The organism is Aquimarina sp. MMG015 (genome assembly GCF_018100855.1).
GTDB classification, from domain to species: Bacteria; Bacteroidota; Bacteroidia; order Flavobacteriales; family Flavobacteriaceae; genus Aquimarina; species Aquimarina latercula.
In genome coordinates this window covers 519859-537799 of record NZ_JAGJEB010000001.1, presented here as the reverse complement: position 1 = coordinate 537799, position 17941 = coordinate 519859, and the positions used below count along the sequence as shown (strand labels likewise).

The window sequence follows — 17941 nt, the reverse complement described above, 5'->3', positions numbered from 1 at the left end:
TGTAACGGAGCTATGTATAAAAGATCCCACACGTTATTACTAACTGCTTTTTCTTTCTTATTGATCGTTGGTTGTGCCAAAAAGGGTACCATAACAGGTGGAGAAAAGGATGAAATCCCTCCAAAATTTGTAAAAGCCATTCCTCCAAACTACTCAACCAATTTTAATAGAAATGAAATTAGAATTTATTTTGATGAGTATGTAAAACTAAAGGATCCACAAAAACAAATCATCATATCCCCTCCTATGGATCCTAAACCAGAAATAACACCTTTGGGAGGAGCTAGTAAATACCTTAAAATTAAATTTTTAGATACTTTATTAGAAAACACAACATATAGTATCAATTTTGGTCAAAGTATCGTTGACAATAATGAGGGAAATCCTAATCCTTTTTTTAAATATGTATTCTCTACAGGAGATTCTTTAGATTCACTTAGTATAAAAGGAGTTATTGCAGATGCCTTAGAAAAAAAAGCAGACCCTTTTATTACAGTTGCCTTGTATGAAGTAAACGAACAATATTCTGATTCTTTAGTTTTTAATGAAGTACCAAGATATATTACAAGTACTTTAGATAGCATTAATTTTGATTTAGAAAACCTAAAAGAAGGAACATATAAATTGATTGCGATTAAAGACGCGGCTACTAATTATACCTATCAACCTAAGCAAGATAAAATTGGTTTTTATGATGAAATTATTTCACTGCCTGCAGATACAGCAAAAACATTTAAGATAAATTTGTTCGAAGAAGTTTTGGATTTCAAAGCGCTTAAACCAAAACAAGTTTCTAAAAACGCATTTATCTTTGGATATGAAGGTGAATTAGAAGACATGAAAATTAATCTAATAAGTAAGGCACCCGAAAATTTCGAAACTAGAATTTTTCCTGATAAAGTAAAGGATACAATGAACTACTGGTTTAGACCTTTTTTTGAAGCCGATTCTTTACTTTTTGAAGTGACTAATACCAGAAATTACAGAGATACCCTTGTTGCAAGATTTAAAGATCAATATAAAGATTCTATAAAGCTTAGCAGTAATGTTAAAGGAAACCTAGCTTTTAACCAAGATTTTACGCTTTATTCTAGTACACCTATAGAAACCGTTAATGAGAAATTAATTAAATTAACCGATAAAGATACCTTAGAAGTTCCATTTTCTATGGAAGTAGATAAAATTAATAATGAGGCGAGGTTTTCTTTCGAAAGAACAGAGAGCAATGCATATAATATTCAATTACTACCAGAAGCTGTTAAAGATTTTATAGGAAATGTAAACGACACTATCAGTATTAATTTCAGAACTAAGAAATTGGCAGATTATGGTACTATATTTTTTACATTAGAAAATGTAAAGGAGTATCCCGTATTGATTCAAGTTACTGATGAACAAGGAAAATTTATATCTGAAAAAATAGTTGCAAAACAAGAGACTACTGTTTTTGATAACTTAGACCCTGGAAAATATAACTTACGAGTAATCTTAGATACCAATAAAAATGGAATATGGGATACTGGTAATTTTCTTAAAGGAATCCAGCCAGAAAAAGTGGTTTATTTCCCAGAAGCAATAGAAGTACGAGCTAATTGGGAGTTAAAACAAACCTTTATTTTGGAGTAATCTGAAAGGAATCTGCATCCTCTAAAAATGGTAATTTTTCACGAACTCTCTCTATATAAGACTTACTTAAAGTTGTATATAATATAGTTTCTTTTTCAACAGGGTTTTCTTCTAAAACAGAATGTCCTAACACATCATAGACTGCAGAATGTCCATTATATTCATATCCTTTACCATCAAGACCTACCCTATTAACACCTATACAATATGACATGTTTTCGATTGCCCTAGCTTTTAATAAAGCATCCCAAGCATTTACTCGCGGCTTTGGCCAACTTGCTACATAAAGTAACACATCATATCCAGAAGTATTTCTGGCCCAAACAGGGAATCTAAGGTCATAACATACTTGTGGTTTAATCTTCCAACCCTTATATGTGATAATTACCTCATCATTACCTGCCGTAAAAACTTCTTGTTCTTTAGCCAGGGTAAATAATTGATGCTTATCATATTTCTGAATAGTCCCATCAGAACTTACAAACAAAAAACGGTTAAAATAATTTTCACCATCCTTTACAATAATACTCCCTGCAATTGCACTCTCTTTTTCTTTAGCTAACCTCTGGAGCCAACTGATTGTTTCTCCTTTCATAGACTCAGCAACATCGATAACATTCATTGTGAACCCAGTAGTAAACATTTCTGGCAAAACAATCAAATCTACTTCCTGATCAATAGCATTTATTTTTTGTTCAAAAACAGCTCTATTTTGTATGGGATTTTCCCAGGCCAAATGAGATTGGATTAAAACAACATTTAAGGTAGTATTCATAGTTTAAAAATAGTGAAATCACATTTTTTCAAAAAAGATTTAACGAACTATTCTTCTTCATCGTGAATTACAATGTTTTCAAAATGAGCAGTTTTCTTTTTTGAGGTTAACGTTATTGAATTTATTTTCGATGGTTTGATTTTATCAAGATCCTGTTCTTCAATAATAAAATCTATTTGGGTAATACTTCTATTCGATACGTTTGAAAAATCAGACTCTATCTCCTGCATATCCGAAACCAAATTCAACTCAAAATCCCTTCCACCAATTAACAGATTAGCTCCTTTCCAAGTTTTAATATGAAAACTACCTAAGACAATAGTCTTTACATAATAATAACCTGCCAACTCCACAATGTCCATATAGATTTCATTTAATTGTGAGGTAGCAAACCGCGTACCTTCAACTTTAATGATTATATCCTCTGTATGGCTATCAACGTGTAATTTTTCCATAGCCCTAACATTACCCAAGGCAGCTTGTACTTTAAGAATTGAATGTTTTAAACCCATCATTATAATTTAGATTTCAAAAATAACTTTTCATTTGGAACGATAAACATACTGATTTAGATTTTACACATTTAATTCATTAGGATATTACAACTAAGATTTTTAAAGATTAGATTTATCTTACTTTATAAAAAATACTTCCCCCTAATTATTTCTAAATCCTTTTCTTCTTCCAGATAGATAGGTAAATGAAAATCATCTAATTTTTTCAAAGTATTCAATAATGATATCTGTTCATTTTCTGTAAGACAACCACTTACTACCTTTGCAGCTTTACTTGCTTCACCATATGCCATAATTACATATTCTTCTCCTTTTTTTGTAAGACGCAAAAGTTTACTTCTTTTATCATCGGGATTTGGAAATTGTTCTATGATTTCATTTTTGAGAAGTCTCTTAATTACCTCCATTCCAGAAGATTTATCATACACCATTTTTCTTATTAAATCCGTTTTTCCTATCTCTCCCGATCGATGAAGAATAGCAGTAAAAGCAAAATCCATATCAGTAGTAAATGGCAAATCAACTAATGCCGATTTAATATACGTATTAGAATATCTACTTAATCTACCAATGTGTGCGGCTATTTCTGCTTCTCTACTATGCCCCGTAATAGTATAATTTTCCGAAGCACTAGTTTGATCCATACGCTTAGACATCCAATTCACAAAGGATTTTAGATGTATATCATTGCTTTTTCGCTCATTCACAAACTCTCCTACTAGATCTATCAACTGCTTAATTAATTCGTAAATTTTCATTAAAACTATTTTTTAACACCAAATTGTGTAAAATTATTATTATATAATACCTATTTGTTTAATATTTGTATTAAAAAATTAAACAAATGTATTTTAAAACATTTTAAACCTATTGTCATGAATATCAAAAATACTGCTTTAATACTTTCTTTACTATTTATAAATCAGATACGAGCTCAGGTATATGGGGAACTATCCGGTAATGTTGTAGATCAAACAGGCCTACCCGTTCTAGGGGCTTCTGTTCTTATTGAAGGTACTGAAAAAGGTGCACAAACAGATTTTGATGGTAATTATCGCATCGAAAACATTATTCCTGGTTCCTATAACCTAACCATCAGTTATATCGGGTTTCAAACACAAACAAAATTTAATATCATTGTTAAATCAAAAGGAACTCCTGCTTATAACTTCGTTTTAAAGGAGTCCGCAGAAGCTTTAGATGAAGTTGTAATCAGCAACATAAATAGAATTAGTAGACCAAAAGAAACACCGCTTTCCATTCAAACGCTCTCAGCAGTAGAAATCGCTACATATCCAGGAAGTAATAATGATGTTGTGCAGGTTGCTCAAACACTTCCAGGTGTTTCTCCTTCCATTGGTGGCTTTCGTAATGATTTGATAATTCGCGGTGGTGCTCCAAATGAAACTGTTTACTATCTAGACGGAATGGAAGTGCCAAATATTAATCATTTTAGCACACAAGGAAGCTCTGGAGGTCCAGTGGGGCTTATTAATGTATCTTTTATAGACAATGTCACCTTATCTACTTCTGCCTTTGGTGCTCAGTATGACAACCCACTTTCTGGCGTATTACAATTCAGTCAACGCAAAGGAAACAGCAAGGATTTTAGTGGTAATTTTAGAATAAGTGCTAGTGAGGCAGCACTAACACTAGAGGGGCCTCTTTTTAAAGGAAAGAAAAATGAAGAATCAAAAACTACATTTTTAGTATCTGCAAGACGAAGTTATCTTCAATTTTTATTCGAAGTGATTGGACTTCCTTTTAGACCTAATTATTGGGATTATCAATATAAAATAAACCATAAGATTAATAAATACAATGATATCAGTCTTATCGGCTTAGGATCAATCGATGACTTCTCTGTCGAATCACCTGAAGATTTTGATGCTGAACAACAAGCTCAGTTAGAACAAGCTCCATTTATTGACCAACGCACTAATGCGATTGGGTTATCCTGGAAAAATAGATTTAAAGATGGCTCTGGTTTTATGGAAACTACCCTAAGTAACAATACATTAATCAATAAATTTACCCGATATGAAGATCCTGAAAACGAAACGGGTGTAATTTTTAGCAATGATGCTACTGAATCTGAAACAAAACTTAGATATCAATTAACGAAATTTTTTGGTGATTGGAAATTAACCACAGGATTTAATGCACAATATTCTGATTATAGTAACGAAACAATAAATCTAACAGATAATAATATTTTTAATACAGAAATTGACTTCTTTAAATATGGTCTATTTGCAAATATGACAAAATCATTTTTTAATGATAAGTTAGATCTATCGTTTGGTTTTAGAATAGATGATGATAATTTTACGAAAGAGGATAATTTACTCTCCACATTCTCTCCCAGATTCTCTTTTTCATACCAATTTAAAGAAAACTGGAGACTAAATGGTTCTTTAGGAAGATATTATAAAATACCTCCATATACCATCTTAGGCTTTAGAAACAATGACAATACACTTATAAATCAAGATGTAGAATATACAGTAAGCGATCATTATGTTTTAGGACTTCAACACGATTTTAGTCCTTCTTCAAGCATCTCTTTAGAAGGGTTTTACAAACGTTATGATGATTATCCAGTTTCTGTTTTAGACGGGGTGTCACTTGCCAACAAGGGAGCAGGTTTTGAAATTTTAGGAAGTGAAGATGTTGCTACAGTTGGCAGAGGAAGAAGCTATGGGGCAGAACTTCAATTTCAGCAAAAGCTTTCTAACAATTTTTACGGAATTTTTGCATATACCTGGTTTCATAGCGAATTTACAGGTTTCAACCGAGATGTATATCTCCCCTCGGTATGGGACAGTAGTCATCTAGTTTCATTTACGGGAGGATATAAACTAAAACGAAATTGGGAAATAAGTGCTCGATATCGTTTTGCAGGTAAAACTCCTTTTGTACCCACAGATCAAGATGCCACACTTGCCAATTATCCAGAAGTTATATTAGATTATGATAGGCTAGGTGAGGAAAAGTTAGATGTCTTTAGTCAACTTGATTTACGAATTGATAAAAAATGGAATTTTAAAAACTTATCCCTGAATGTATTTATAGAGGCACAAAACATATTAGCCCAGCAAGCTCCACAACCTACCCAATTTGGGCTTACTCGTAATACAAATGGAACTATTGTAGAGCCCAGAAGTTTAACCGAGATAGAAACAGAAACTGGCCAAATCATACCTAGTCTTGGAATTGTTATAGATTTTTAAAAGACTAAAAAGATCATAAATACATCCTGCTTTTTTAACAAATAGTAAAGGTGGTGTTAAAAAACAATACATCGATACGAAATAATTCATATCGATGTATTGTTTCGCTCTTCTTTTTTATAGAAAATCCTTATTTTCGCAGACTTAACAGAAAGAACGATCAAATGAGCACGAAGTTTCCTGAATATAAAGGACTTGACTTGCCAAAAGTGGCAGACGATATACTAGAATTCTGGCAACAGAATAATATTTTCGAAAAGAGTATTTCTGAGCGAGAAGATGCAACTCCTTTTGTATTTTTTGAAGGACCACCATCAGCGAATGGATTACCCGGAATTCACCACGTAATGGCTCGTGCTATTAAAGATATTTTTTGTCGTTATAAAACTCAAAAAGGATTTCAAGTAAAGCGTAAAGCTGGATGGGATACTCACGGACTTCCTGTAGAATTAGGAGTCGAGAAAGAATTAGGTATTACTAAAGAAGATATCGGCAAGAAAATTACCGTTGAAGAATATAACGAAGCTTGTAAAAAAGCCGTAATGCGTTATACGGACATCTGGAATGATCTTACCCAAAAAATTGGATATTGGGTAGATATGGAAGATCCATACATTACTTATAAATCTAAGTATATGGAAACCGTATGGTGGTTACTTTCTGAAATCTATAAGAAAGGGTTATTATACAAAGGATATACAATACAACCATATTCTCCCAAAGCGGGAACAGGATTAAGTTCACATGAGCTTAATCAACCAGGAACATACCAAGATGTAACGGATACAACAGTAGTTGCACAGTTCAAATCTAAAAAAGAAACACTGCCTTCTTTCTTAACAGATGTGGTTGGTGATATTTATTTCTTAGCTTGGACAACTACTCCATGGACATTACCATCGAATACTGCATTAACCGTTGGGCCCAAGATTGATTATGTAGTTGTAAAAACTTTCAATCAGTATACGTTCGAACCGATTAATGTGATTCTGGCTAAAAATCTAGTTGGAAAACAGTTTGGTGGAAAATTTGTTTTAGTGGAAAATGAAAACGAAGTAGATGCTTTTAACGAAGGAGATAAAAAAGTTCCATATTACATCCTTAAAGAATTTAAAGGAATTGATCTAGTAGAAATCCGTTATGAGCAACTACTAGATTATGCAACTCCTTATGACAATCCAGAAAATGCTTTTAGAGTAATATCTGGTGATTTTGTAACTACCGAAGATGGTACTGGTATTGTACATACTGCTCCTACGTTTGGTGCAGATGATGCTATGGTTGCCAAACAAGCAACTCCAGAAATTCCACCTTTACTCGTTAAAGATGATAACGACAATTTAGTTCCGTTAGTTGATTTACAAGGTAAATTCACAAAACACGTTGGAGAATTTGGTGGAAAATATGTAAAAAACGAGTACTACAATGATGGTGAAGCTCCGGAAAAGTCCATTGACGTAGAGATTGCTATCAAATTAAAAATAGAAAACAAAGCATTTAAGGTTGAAAAATATGTTCACAGTTACCCTAATTGTTGGCGTACAGACAAGCCTATTTTATATTACCCTTTAGACTCTTGGTTTATAAAAGTAACCGACTTTAAGGATCGTATGCATGAGTTAAACCTTGGCATCAACTGGAAACCAAAAGCTACGGGAGAAGGACGATTTGGTAATTGGCTAGCAAATGCTAATGATTGGAATTTATCTAGATCTCGTTTTTGGGGAATTCCATTACCTATTTGGAGAACGGAAGATGGTAAAGAAGAGATAATGATCGGCTCTGTAGAAGAGTTGAAAACTGAAATGCAAAAAGCGGTAGAAGCTGGTGTTCTGGAAGCAGATATTTTTGCAGATTTTGTGACTGGGGACATGAGTGAAGAAAACTATGACAAAATAGACCTTCATAAAAATGTTGTTGATAAAATCACTTTAGTTTCTCCTTCAGGGAAGGCAATGAAGCGAGAAAGTGATTTGATTGATGTATGGTTTGATTCTGGATCTATGCCATATGCACAATGGCACTATCCATTTGAAAATAAAGAAAAAGTAGAATCTGGAGAAAGAAAAGCAGACTTTATTGCAGAAGGTGTCGATCAAACTCGTGGATGGTTTTACACCTTACACGCTATTGGAACTATGATTTTTGATGATGTTGCGTACAAAAATGTAGTATCTAATGGACTTGTACTAGACAAGAATGGTCAAAAAATGTCTAAAAGACTTGGTAATGCAGTAGACCCATTCGAAACCCTTAAAGCTTACGGCCCAGACGCTACTAGATGGTATATGATTAGTAATGCTAACCCTTGGGATAATCTAAAATTTGATTTAGAAGGAATAGCTGAAGTACGCCGTAAGTTCTTTGGAACTTTATACAATACATATTCTTTTTTCACATTGTATGCAAATATTGATAATTTCTCTTATGCAGAAGCGGATATACCATTATCTGAACGCCCAGAGATTGATCGATGGATTCTAAGTGAATTACACACGCTAATAAAAAGTGTCGATGAATATTACAACGAATACGAACCTACTAAGGCTTCTAGAGCCATATCTGATTTTGTTCAGGAAAATTTAAGTAATTGGTTTGTTCGTTTAAGCAGAAGAAGATATTGGAAAGGTGATTATCAGAAAGATAAAATATCGGCATACCAAACACTATATACATGTATGGTTACCGTAGCTAAATTAGGAGCTCCAGTAGCACCATTTTTTATGGATCGTCTTTATAAAGATCTTGTTTCTAATTCAGCTCAAGAATCTTCTGAAAGTGTTCACCTATCGAATTTCCCGAAATATGATAGTTCTTTCGTAGATAAAGTTTTGGAACACAAAATGAGAAAAGCGCAATCCGTATGTTCTTTAGTACTTTCTTTACGTCAAAAAGAAAAAATTAAGGTACGTCAACCACTACAGAGAATTATGATTCCTGTATTAAATGAAGCCGACAAAGCTGAGATAAATGACATCGCTGGCTTGATTAAAAGTGAAGTTAATGTTAAGGAAATTGAGCTATTAGATGACGCTTCTGGTATATTAGTAAAACAAATTAAGCCAAATTTTAAAAATCTAGGTCCTCGTTTCGGGAAAGACATGAAACTGATAGCCAATAAGATACAATCTTTTGATCAAGAATCAATTAAAATTCTTGAACAAACTGGTAGTTTTGATATAGAAATTAATGATAAAATTATTACATTAGGTACCGATGATGTAGAAATCAGTTCTCAGGATATCGAGGGTTGGTTAGTTGCAAATTCTGGATCACTTACTGTAGCTTTGGACATAACCATAACTCCAGAGCTTAGAAAAGAAGGTATCGCAAGGGAACTTGTAAATAGAATTCAAAATATTCGTAAGGATAGTGGATTAGAAGTGACTGATCGTATAGAAGTTGTAATAAAAGAAAACAAATCTATACAAGAAGCTGTTGCAACTAATGAAGCATACATCAAGAATGAAACCTTAACCGATACAATTGAATTTGCAACAGATGTAATAAATGGTACAGAAATTGCGTTTGACGACATTGCAACCCAATTGGTAATAAAAAAACAATAAGAGTATGGCAGAAGATGTAAAAGTAAGGTATAGCGACGCCGATTTAACGATGTTCAAGGAAATCATCGTTGAAAAAATGGAAAAAGCTCAGAAGGATTTAGAATTACTTCAGAGCGCTTACAAAAACGACGGTAACAATGGTACAGATGATACTTCACCTACATTCAAAGCTTTTGAAGAGGGGAGTGAAACTATGTCTAAAGAAGCAAACACTCAATTAGCTATTAGACAAGAAAAATTTGTCCGTGATTTAAAAAATGCGATTTTACGCATAGAAAATAAAACATATGGTATCTGCCGTGTTACTGGAAAGCTTATTAATCCCGAAAGGTTAAAACTAGTTCCGCACGCTACTCTTAGTATTGAAGCTAAGAATATGCAGAAATAAATATCAAAATATTGTAAATTTAAAGTGCTTTCTCAATCGGAAAGCACTTTTTTTATACCCTAATGTAACCTTTTTAAAAAATTCTGGTATTACTTATAGAGACTAACCAAAAAGAGTAACATCTTGAAAAATCTAACTGACGAAGAATTAATGATTCTAGTATCTAATGATGATTTAGATATGATGAGTATCCTTTTTGATCGATACCATATAAGAATATTTAATTTTTTATTGAAAATGACTCGAGATAAAGATGTCAGCCAAGATATCACTCAAGAGGTTTTCTATAAAGCTATCAAATACAGAAAGTCTTATAAAAAAGGTAAGTTTTCATCTTGGATTTATACAATTGCTAGGAATATCTTTTCTGATCACTATCAAAATCAGAAAAATAAAGATCAGCGATTAGATGAAATCGAATACAAAATAGAACGAAAAGAAACCGATCATATAGAAAAAGAAGAAATTAAAGAACAACTTGATAACGCATTAAAAGAGCTAAACCCTAACGATAGAGAATTAGTAATCATGAATCGATATCAAGGAATCAAGTATCAAGAAATTGCAGAAATTACAGGATCCACAACAGGAGCCGTTAAAACCAAAGTACATCGTGCAATTCATAAATTAAAAGATCATTACTTACAAAATATATAGTATTATGAACTGTAAACAAATAGAAGAAAAATTCATCGATTATCTTGATGACAACTTAGATCAACAAGAACGCGAAACTATTACAGCTCATCTAACAAACTGTAATAGCTGTAAAGAATCATTAAATGAATTACGTCTCATTCTTAATGGAATAGACAATACTGACCAAGAATTACCAAATAAAACCCTGAAAGAAGGTTTTGAAAAAATGCTTGAGCAAGAAAAAAAGTTATTGTCAGAATCTAAAGTAATATCGCTTCATAATTCTTCAAAAAAATATTGGAAAACAGCTTTACAAATCGCGGCAACAATTGCGCTAATCATTTCTTCATATTTCTATGGAAAGCAACAAAACAATGCATCTTTTTATAAAGAAATGGCCGTATTGGAGAAAGAAAAAATACAACTAAAACAAGAAGTTACTATTTCTCTAATAGAAAATGAATCGGCAAGTAAACGTTTGCAAGCTGTAAACTATGCTGAAGAATTCGAAAAACCAGGTAATGACATATTAGAAGCTTTAATAAGTAAAATGTTTTATGATGATCATATCAATGTGCGACTAGCTGCAGCAGAAGCACTTGCTAAATTTTCGGATTTAGAAATGGTACGTAAATCATTTATAAATGCACTGGAAACAGAACAAGATCCAGGCATGCAAATTGAATTAATTCAAATATTAGTATCCATACAGGAAAAACGCGCAGTTCCTTCTATGGAAAAGTTACTTCAAAATGAAGAAACTCCAAGTTATGTAAAAGATCAAGTAAACATTGGTCTCCCTAATTTAATTTAAAATTTCAATCAAAAAACATTAAAACAGAACAGATGAAAAATATAGCAATCGCCATAGTACTTTTTATTACTATAGGGCAACTAAAAGCACAAGAGAACTATACACAACCTTTAAAAGGTGTTAAAAAGGTAAAAATTAGTTCAGACGCTAGCCTATCGATAACTGCTCACGACAAGAATGAAATAACAATAATCGGAGAAAACCGACGCTTACCTGAGAAAGCAAAAGGTCTCAAAGCAGTATATGCGGGTGGTTCTGACAATACCGGTGTTGGTATTTTTACTAAAAGAGAAGGTGAAACATTGATTGTAAAAAACCTAAAAGGTATGCATAGTAATACTCTAAAAATATACCTTCCAAAAAACGTCAACATTTCTATTGAAAGGAGTAATCTCGGAGATATCAAATTAATTGGATTTTCCTCAGAAATTGAAGCTTCTACTAATATAGGAGAGATAACTCTTAAAGATATCACCGGACCTGTAGTAGCTAGAACAGCGACAGGAGAAATCAATGTTGTTTTTGAGAAAGTTAGCCAAAAATCTCCTATCTCTTTAATATCTGCAGCAGGTTCTATAGATGTTAGTCTTCCTTCAAATACAGCAACAAACCTTGAACTCAAAACTACAATGGGTGAAATCTTTACAGACTTTGAACTTGCCTTCCCTAAAGAAGAAAATAATATGAAAATTGTGGGATCAAGAAGGACAATAAAAACAAAACTTAATAAAGGTGGAGTAGAAATTAGCTTAAGGTCAGCCACCGGTAATATATATCTAAGAAAACAATAAAGAGGTCAATCATCAATCAAAACAAGAAAATCATGAAAATTTTAGTAAACCTAATCGCAGTATGCTTCACTTTATCTCAAGTAAGTGCACAAAAAGTAATAGAAAAAGAAATCACTCCTTCTTCCAATGAAGTTCGGGTAGAATTTAAATTTGCCGAAGATATCGTTATCAAAACTTGGGATAAAAGCACTGTCTACCTTAAAGCCGAAGTAAGTATTAACGATGGAGAATTTGATGACTATTTTGATCTAAAAATAAACAACGCTGATGCTGTCCTGGATATCGAATCAAGTTATGGTGATTTATTCAAAAAATGGAACAAAAAGAAAGGATCAAACAAAAACAATAACTGGGGCCCTTGTAATAATCTAGATATGGATGCCAATTACACATTATACTTGCCAGAAGATATGAGCCTAAGAGTTAAAAGTATATCAGGAAGTGTTGCATCAGAAAACTATCAAGGAGAACTAGAAATTGATATCATAAGTGGTGATATTGATATTAAAAAATATCAGGGAGATTTAAGTCTTAAGACAATAAGCGGTACTATCGATATTCATATTGCAAAATCCAAACTAAAAGCAGAAACTGTTACAGGAATGATCTATTCTGACAAAGAATTAGAATTTGATCAAGGAAAAAACAGAATAGTAGGAAGCAAGGTAACAGGTACTTTTGGAGATACTAAAAGTCAGTTGGCACTTCAGACAGTAAGTGGTGACATTTTTATAAGAAAACAATAATGAAACACGCTTTATAAATTTAACCTTCTATTCTAAAAAAATCAAGTTTAAAATATAAATTAAAATCAGGAAAAAGGCTACCTTAGAAAATATGAGGAAGTCTTTTTTCTTTTTAATCTTTTTGTTTGTGTTTAATTGGATGCAATCACAATCAAGTTTTAACAAAAGTATTGATGCTACGGATCTAACCGAAGTTTCTATAACTCTAGATAACACATTTCAAATAGAAGTTACAAATACTTCAGAAAACAAAATCATAGTAACTGCTGTTTCCGAGGGAGAATATCAAAACAATGTGTTTATCAACACAAAAAGAAACGAAAATTCACTTTCTATAATCGACGACATCCAACCATTTTCAGAAAATCACAATGATAAATTAAGTGCTCATAAAGTTATTGTATTAAAGGTTAAAATACAATTACCCAAACATCTAAATGTTGTTATCATTTCCAGGCTTGCATCATTAAATTTAAACGCTAAAATCAAATCTTTGTTTGTAGAACTTAATTCTGGAGATTGTTTCTTGAACGATTTTATAGGGAATGCTGTAATCAATACTTTAGACGGATCTATTACGATATACACAAAAAATGCTACAATAAATGCATCAACAAAAAAGGGGATTCTTTCTGCTGAAAAAATTTTTGGAGAACATCTCATTGAGTTAAAATCTATAAGTGGAGATATAAGTGTCTACAAAACAAAATAAAACACTATTTTTGTCCGTCACTGTATGAAATAAGAGAAATTTATGTCCCTCAAGAAGTCTATTTTAGTTATAATCGTAGTTCTGCTAATTGATCAGATTTCCAAAATATATATCAAAACTAGTTTTTCATTACATGAAGAAGTGCCAGTATTTAGCTGGTTTCGAATTGTATTTGTAGAAAATAAAGGAATGGCTTGGGGTTTTGAACTTCCAGGAAATTATGGCAAGCTTATACTTACATTATTTAGACTGGTAGCAATCACTGGAATTGGGTACTGGTTGTATGATTCTGTTCGTAAAAATAGTTCTAGAATTCTTACATTTTGTATTGCTTTAATATTTGCAGGAGCTTTCGGAAATATTATTGACTCGATTCTATATGGAATAATTTTTAATGAAAGTACATCTACACAGATTGCTCAGTTTCTTCCAGAAGGTGGTGGATATGAAAGCGTATTCTACGGAAAAGTAGTAGATATGATTCAGTTTACGTTTTATGATGACATCTTACCAGATTGGATACCTTTTTGGGGAGGAGAACATTTCTCATTCTTTGATCCTGTATTCAATATTGCAGATTCTGCAATTAGTATTGGTGTTTTCTTATTACTTATTTTTAACAAAAGAGCTTTTCCTAAGAAAGAAGAAGAAGTATCTTAGGTTTTAAACTAGGATCTTTTCGAAATCACCTAACTTAATAGGCTTAGTCAAATAATCTGACACCAAATCAATTGATTTAGCCTTATTAATATCCCTACTATCAATAGATGAACTTACCACGTATAAATCTATCGACTCCTCTATTTTATCTTTGATTTTATCAAACTCTTGAAGAAACTCCCAACCGTCCATAATAGGCATATTAAGGTCGAGGAATATAACCTGAGGGATCCTATTATTGATATCATCATTAATAGATGTTATAAAAAAATCTAAAGCTTCCTTACCATTTTTAAAGACTATAACATTCTTCGATAATTTTTTTAACTTGATAATTTTACTCACTAAATTAATGTACATATTGTCATCATCTATGATGCAAACACTTTTAGTATTCTGGGGCATGCTGGGGTAATATTTAAAATCTTATTGCAATATAACTACTCTTCCAATTAATAAGGGTTCATCAATCGTTAAAACTGTAAATTTTAACTGGAGTTACGCAATAGTCTAATTTAATATCAGTCTGTGAAATTTCCCCTATTTCTTCTTCTACCGAAAAAAAAGAAAGACCAATCTTTATCGTTTCCGGATTACAATTAGACAAAAACTTATCGTAAAAACCTTTTCCGTACCCGACGCGATTTCCTTTTTTATCAAAAGCTAATAGGGGAACAAAAACGACATCAATTTTAGACTCAGGAATAGGAATTCCATCCGTGGGTTCTGGAATTCCATAGCGATTTGTTTTAAGAATAGTCCCATCAGTAAGCAATATATGTTCTAAAGTATTTTCTTCGAAATCACTTTTCGACACCACAATATTTTTATCTTTTCCTTGAAGAATATGAAGTATAAACTCTGTATTTATTTCCCTTTGCTTCTTAATAGATAAGAAAATATGATAGAAAGATTGCTCCCAAATTGGCAAACTCAGTAGATTATTAGCGATATCCATGCTCAGATCATCAATCTCTTCTTCATTAAGATGTGATCTCACGTTTTTATACTTAATCCTCAACTCTTTTTTATTCATTTTCTACAAAACTAATTGTGTAGTAATTCTAAAAATAGCATCACCTTTATATACTATTGGAGCCTCATTTACATTAATTATGTATCCCGGATTGGTTGCCTTTACCTCATGTCTCATTTTACCATAAGGGTCTGTTATAGTTGCAAGAATTTCTCCTTTTTCCACAAGTTTTCCATAAGGAATTTTAATATGAAGTAACCCACTATATTTAGCCCTAATCCAGAAACTCTTTTCTACAACAATAGTGTCTTGTTCTGGTTCAGGTATTGAAAAAGAAGCTCCTAACATTTCTAAATATCTAAGTATTCGCATCACCCCTAGAACACCTTCTTTTGCAATATCTCTATTACTATTCTGAGATTTTCCGCCTTCGAACAATAAAATATCTACTCCCTTTTTAGTACAAGTAGCACGATATGATCCATCCAAATTTTTTGATAACAGCGTAAAAGGAGCATTAAAAACTTTAGCTAATGTTACTAACCTTTCGTTTTTACCATCTACTCTTATATGTGGAGCATTAAATCTACTTGCTCCTCCTGTATGAAAATCTAAACAAAAATCCGCAACTGGTAAAATTTCATTTACAAATTGATATGCAAACCGGCTTGCTAATGATCCACTTTTTGTCCCCGGAAACACTCTATTTAAATCTCTCCCATCCGGAAAAAAACGATTCATACTGAGAAAACCAAATACATTAAGAACAGGAATACAAATAATCGTTCCTTTTGCAGGTTTATTTATTTTTTTAGCGATAATCTGGCGTACAACTTCCACCCCATTGATCTCATCTCCATGAATCCCTGCAGTTATTAATATTGTAGGGCCAATCTTCTTTGACCGTTCAATAATAATTGGGATTTCTACCTTTGTTGAAGTATATAAATTGGCAATGTTAAAATTAATCGTTTTGCTTGTACCTAATGGAATATACTCTCCTAAAATATTTAGGATATCTTTTTCTCCTGTTTTCGTCATATTGATCTACACACTTCTCTCTATAAAGCGAATAATTGATTTGGCAATATCCTTACCAGTTGCAGTTTGTATACCTTCAAGTCCTGGAGAAGAGTTAACTTCTAAAATTAAAGGACCTCTTTCACTCTGTAACATATCTACGCCTGCAACTCCTAATTTTAATGCTTTTGCAGCCTTAATAGCAGCATTCTCTTCTTCATCAGATAATTCAATAATTTTAGCACTACCTCCTCTATGTAAATTCGATCGAAACTCACCTTCTTTCCCTTGTCTTTTCATCGCTCCAACCACCTGACCATCTACTACTAACACTCTAATATCAGCACCTTTGGCTTCTTTAATATATTCTTGCACAATAACTCTGGCCTGTAGTCCGTTAAAAGCTTCTAATACAGATTCTGCTGCCGTTTTAGTTTCTGCTAAAACCACACCTAATCCTTGCGTTCCTTCCAATAATTTTATAATAAGCGGAGCGCCTCCTACATGTGAGATCACCTCAGAAACATCTTTGGAGTAATTCGTAAACACTGTTTTTGGTAATCCTAATCCAGCTTTTGACAAAATCTGAAGACTTCTTAATTTATCTCTAGAATTTACCAATGCCTGAGATTGAACCGTAGTAAAAACATTCATCATTTCGAATTGTCTTACCACAGCTGTACCATAAAAAGTAATAGAAGAGCCTATCCTAGGAATTACAGCATCAACATGGTCTAGCTTTTTCCCCTTATAATAGATCTCTGGTTTTTTTTTCTCTATAACAATATCACAGTTTAGTGGATCTATAACTTGTACATTGTGTTTACGTTTTACTGCAGCTTGAACCAAAGCATCAGTAGAAAACAAACTCGCACTGCGAGAAAGAATTTTTATATTCATTAGGATTTTAAATTATAAGACTGATCTTCTAACTGTGGATCTACCAAAAATTTTCCGCTAAGAAATTTACGCCCAATTAATAATGGGAAACGCATATCATCACGAGAAGACAATGTAAGTGTTATAGAATTAGTTTTATTAAACAATGTGATTTTAGTTCTAATAGCATACCTAACTTCTACCTTTCCATTACTACTCTTAACTGCTGTTATATCGTAGTTCTTGAAAGTAAATTTTTTGCCATTATATTCGGGGTGAGTAGGGTCTAAAAAACGACATTCCAGAATCTGACCAACCTCCTTGATTTCCTTACAATGTATAGAGGAAGTATATGCTCCTGTATCGATTTTTGCATCTATATCTTGTAAATCCAAAAGAGGAAAATCCACCTTATCTGTCCTACCAATTATTTTTTTATGATCTTCCAAAAAAACGTCTTTGAAATAATATAATTACTAAAGTAATAAAAAACCGGATGCATTTTATACTATAACACCTTTTAATAGCTAAATTCACTTTTTTTGTTTTTAACATAATATTCCCGTTAAGTATATTTAATAATTCAGGTAAAGCACTA

18 protein-coding genes are annotated in these 17941 nt (G+C 32.4%); 10 read left to right on the top strand and 8 right to left on the bottom strand.

Going from position 1 to position 17941, the window contains the following annotated elements:
- Window positions 1-12 precede the first annotated feature (12 nt).
- A complete protein-coding gene (locus J8L88_RS02310; RefSeq protein WP_211059829.1) occupies window positions 13-1626 on the top strand; it encodes an Ig-like domain-containing protein in 1614 nt (537 codons plus the stop codon).
- Here the strand turns inward: J8L88_RS02310 and J8L88_RS02305 are convergent.
- From J8L88_RS02305 to J8L88_RS02295, 3 genes are all read right to left on the bottom strand, one after another.
- A complete protein-coding gene (locus tag J8L88_RS02305) occupies window positions 1613-2401 on the bottom strand; it encodes an amidohydrolase (protein ID WP_118388037.1) in 789 nt (262 codons plus the stop codon). The two genes, J8L88_RS02310 and J8L88_RS02305, sit on opposite strands and share 14 nt — an antisense overlap.
- A gap of 47 nt (window positions 2402-2448) precedes the next feature.
- The gene (locus tag J8L88_RS02300) at window positions 2449-2916 is read right to left on the bottom strand and encodes a hypothetical protein (protein ID WP_035086132.1); all 468 of its coding nucleotides are present in this window, start codon (window positions 2914-2916) and stop codon (window positions 2449-2451) included.
- 122 nt (window positions 2917-3038) lie between these two features.
- Window positions 3039-3674 carry a MarR family winged helix-turn-helix transcriptional regulator gene (locus J8L88_RS02295; protein ID WP_118388039.1) on the bottom strand — a complete coding sequence of 212 codons (636 nt, stop codon included), beginning with the start codon at window positions 3672-3674 and terminating at the stop codon, window positions 3039-3041.
- A 117-nt stretch (window positions 3675-3791) separates the two neighbouring features.
- Here J8L88_RS02295 and J8L88_RS02290 point away from each other — a divergent pair, with 117 nt between their 5' ends.
- From J8L88_RS02290 to J8L88_RS02250, 9 genes are all read left to right on the top strand, one after another.
- Window positions 3792-6149 carry a TonB-dependent receptor gene (locus J8L88_RS02290; protein WP_211059828.1) on the top strand — a complete coding sequence of 786 codons (2358 nt, stop codon included), beginning with the start codon at window positions 3792-3794 and terminating at the stop codon, window positions 6147-6149.
- A 164-nt stretch (window positions 6150-6313) separates the two neighbouring features.
- Window positions 6314-9718, top strand: coding sequence for an isoleucine--tRNA ligase (gene ileS / locus J8L88_RS02285; RefSeq protein WP_211059827.1), 3405 nt, complete (start codon window positions 6314-6316; stop codon window positions 9716-9718).
- A gap of 4 nt (window positions 9719-9722) precedes the next feature.
- Complete coding sequence (locus J8L88_RS02280; protein ID WP_027394734.1) at window positions 9723-10106, top strand: TraR/DksA C4-type zinc finger protein; 384 nt, start codon at window positions 9723-9725, stop codon at window positions 10104-10106.
- Between the two features lie 123 nt (window positions 10107-10229).
- Complete coding sequence (locus tag J8L88_RS02275) at window positions 10230-10763, top strand: RNA polymerase sigma factor (protein ID WP_051336257.1); 534 nt, start codon at window positions 10230-10232, stop codon at window positions 10761-10763.
- A gap of 4 nt (window positions 10764-10767) precedes the next feature.
- A complete protein-coding gene (locus tag J8L88_RS02270) occupies window positions 10768-11559 on the top strand; it encodes a HEAT repeat domain-containing protein (protein ID WP_211059944.1) in 792 nt (263 codons plus the stop codon).
- A 32-nt stretch (window positions 11560-11591) separates the two neighbouring features.
- On the top strand, window positions 11592-12350 hold the full coding sequence (locus tag J8L88_RS02265; protein WP_027394731.1) for a DUF4097 family beta strand repeat-containing protein: 759 nt from the start codon (window positions 11592-11594) through the stop codon (window positions 12348-12350).
- 32 nt (window positions 12351-12382) lie between these two features.
- Complete coding sequence (locus tag J8L88_RS02260; protein WP_211059826.1) at window positions 12383-13096, top strand: DUF4097 family beta strand repeat-containing protein; 714 nt, start codon at window positions 12383-12385, stop codon at window positions 13094-13096.
- Window positions 13097-13187: 91 nt separating this feature from the next.
- Window positions 13188-13808 carry a hypothetical protein gene (locus J8L88_RS02255; protein WP_211059825.1) on the top strand — a complete coding sequence of 207 codons (621 nt, stop codon included), beginning with the start codon at window positions 13188-13190 and terminating at the stop codon, window positions 13806-13808.
- A gap of 42 nt (window positions 13809-13850) precedes the next feature.
- Entirely contained in the window at window positions 13851-14468 is a 618-nt protein-coding gene (locus tag J8L88_RS02250; RefSeq protein WP_027394728.1) for a lipoprotein signal peptidase, read from the top strand.
- Window positions 14469-14471: 3 nt separating this feature from the next.
- Here J8L88_RS02250 and J8L88_RS02245 read toward each other — a convergent pair whose 3' ends face one another.
- From J8L88_RS02245 to J8L88_RS02225, 5 genes are all read right to left on the bottom strand, one after another.
- Complete coding sequence (locus J8L88_RS02245) at window positions 14472-14873, bottom strand: response regulator (protein WP_027394727.1); 402 nt, start codon at window positions 14871-14873, stop codon at window positions 14472-14474.
- Between the two features lie 61 nt (window positions 14874-14934).
- Window positions 14935-15504 (bottom strand): 5-formyltetrahydrofolate cyclo-ligase, encoded by a 570-nt coding sequence (locus J8L88_RS02240; protein WP_027394726.1) that lies wholly within the window; start codon window positions 15502-15504, stop codon window positions 14935-14937.
- A 3-nt stretch (window positions 15505-15507) separates the two neighbouring features.
- Window positions 15508-16485, bottom strand: a complete 978-nt coding sequence (locus tag J8L88_RS02235) for a succinylglutamate desuccinylase/aspartoacylase family protein (RefSeq protein ID WP_211059824.1) — start codon at window positions 16483-16485, stop codon at window positions 15508-15510.
- Window positions 16486-16491: 6 nt separating this feature from the next.
- Entirely contained in the window at window positions 16492-17364 is an 873-nt protein-coding gene (gene rimK / locus J8L88_RS02230) for a 30S ribosomal protein S6--L-glutamate ligase (protein ID WP_027394724.1), read from the bottom strand.
- On the bottom strand, window positions 17364-17792 hold the full coding sequence (locus J8L88_RS02225; RefSeq protein ID WP_027394723.1) for a RimK/LysX family protein: 429 nt from the start codon (window positions 17790-17792) through the stop codon (window positions 17364-17366). The genes rimK and J8L88_RS02225 overlap by 1 nt, the downstream gene beginning before the upstream one ends.
- Window positions 17793-17941: the final 149 nt, after the last annotated feature.

Excerpts from the sequence above, each read along its gene's own strand:
- J8L88_RS02305 (WP_118388037.1), bottom strand. The coding sequence starts at position 2,401 with ATGAATACTACCTTAAATGTTGTTTTAATCCAATCTCATTTGGCCTGG.
- J8L88_RS02300 (WP_035086132.1), bottom strand. The coding sequence starts at position 2,916 with ATGATGGGTTTAAAACATTCAATTCTTAAAGTACAAGCTGCCTTGGGT.
- J8L88_RS02250 (WP_027394728.1), top strand. The coding sequence starts at position 13,851 with ATGTCCCTCAAGAAGTCTATTTTAGTTATAATCGTAGTTCTGCTAATT.
- J8L88_RS02240 (WP_027394726.1), bottom strand. The coding sequence starts at position 15,504 with ATGAATAAAAAAGAGTTGAGGATTAAGTATAAAAACGTGAGATCACAT.
- J8L88_RS02310 (WP_211059829.1), top strand. The coding sequence starts at position 13 with ATGTATAAAAGATCCCACACGTTATTACTAACTGCTTTTTCTTTCTTA.
- J8L88_RS02255 (WP_211059825.1), top strand. The coding sequence starts at position 13,188 with ATGAGGAAGTCTTTTTTCTTTTTAATCTTTTTGTTTGTGTTTAATTGG.
- J8L88_RS02265 (WP_027394731.1), top strand. The coding sequence starts at position 11,592 with ATGAAAAATATAGCAATCGCCATAGTACTTTTTATTACTATAGGGCAA.
- J8L88_RS02260 (WP_211059826.1), top strand. The coding sequence starts at position 12,383 with ATGAAAATTTTAGTAAACCTAATCGCAGTATGCTTCACTTTATCTCAA.
- J8L88_RS02295 (WP_118388039.1), bottom strand. The coding sequence starts at position 3,674 with ATGAAAATTTACGAATTAATTAAGCAGTTGATAGATCTAGTAGGAGAG.
- J8L88_RS02235 (WP_211059824.1), bottom strand. The coding sequence starts at position 16,485 with ATGACGAAAACAGGAGAAAAAGATATCCTAAATATTTTAGGAGAGTAT.
- J8L88_RS02280 (WP_027394734.1), top strand. The coding sequence starts at position 9,723 with ATGGCAGAAGATGTAAAAGTAAGGTATAGCGACGCCGATTTAACGATG.
- J8L88_RS02245 (WP_027394727.1), bottom strand. The coding sequence starts at position 14,873 with ATGCCCCAGAATACTAAAAGTGTTTGCATCATAGATGATGACAATATG.
- rimK (WP_027394724.1), bottom strand. The coding sequence starts at position 17,364 with ATGAATATAAAAATTCTTTCTCGCAGTGCGAGTTTGTTTTCTACTGAT.
- J8L88_RS02290 (WP_211059828.1), top strand. The coding sequence starts at position 3,792 with ATGAATATCAAAAATACTGCTTTAATACTTTCTTTACTATTTATAAAT.
- ileS (WP_211059827.1), top strand. The coding sequence starts at position 6,314 with ATGAGCACGAAGTTTCCTGAATATAAAGGACTTGACTTGCCAAAAGTG.
- J8L88_RS02270 (WP_211059944.1), top strand. The coding sequence starts at position 10,768 with ATGAACTGTAAACAAATAGAAGAAAAATTCATCGATTATCTTGATGAC.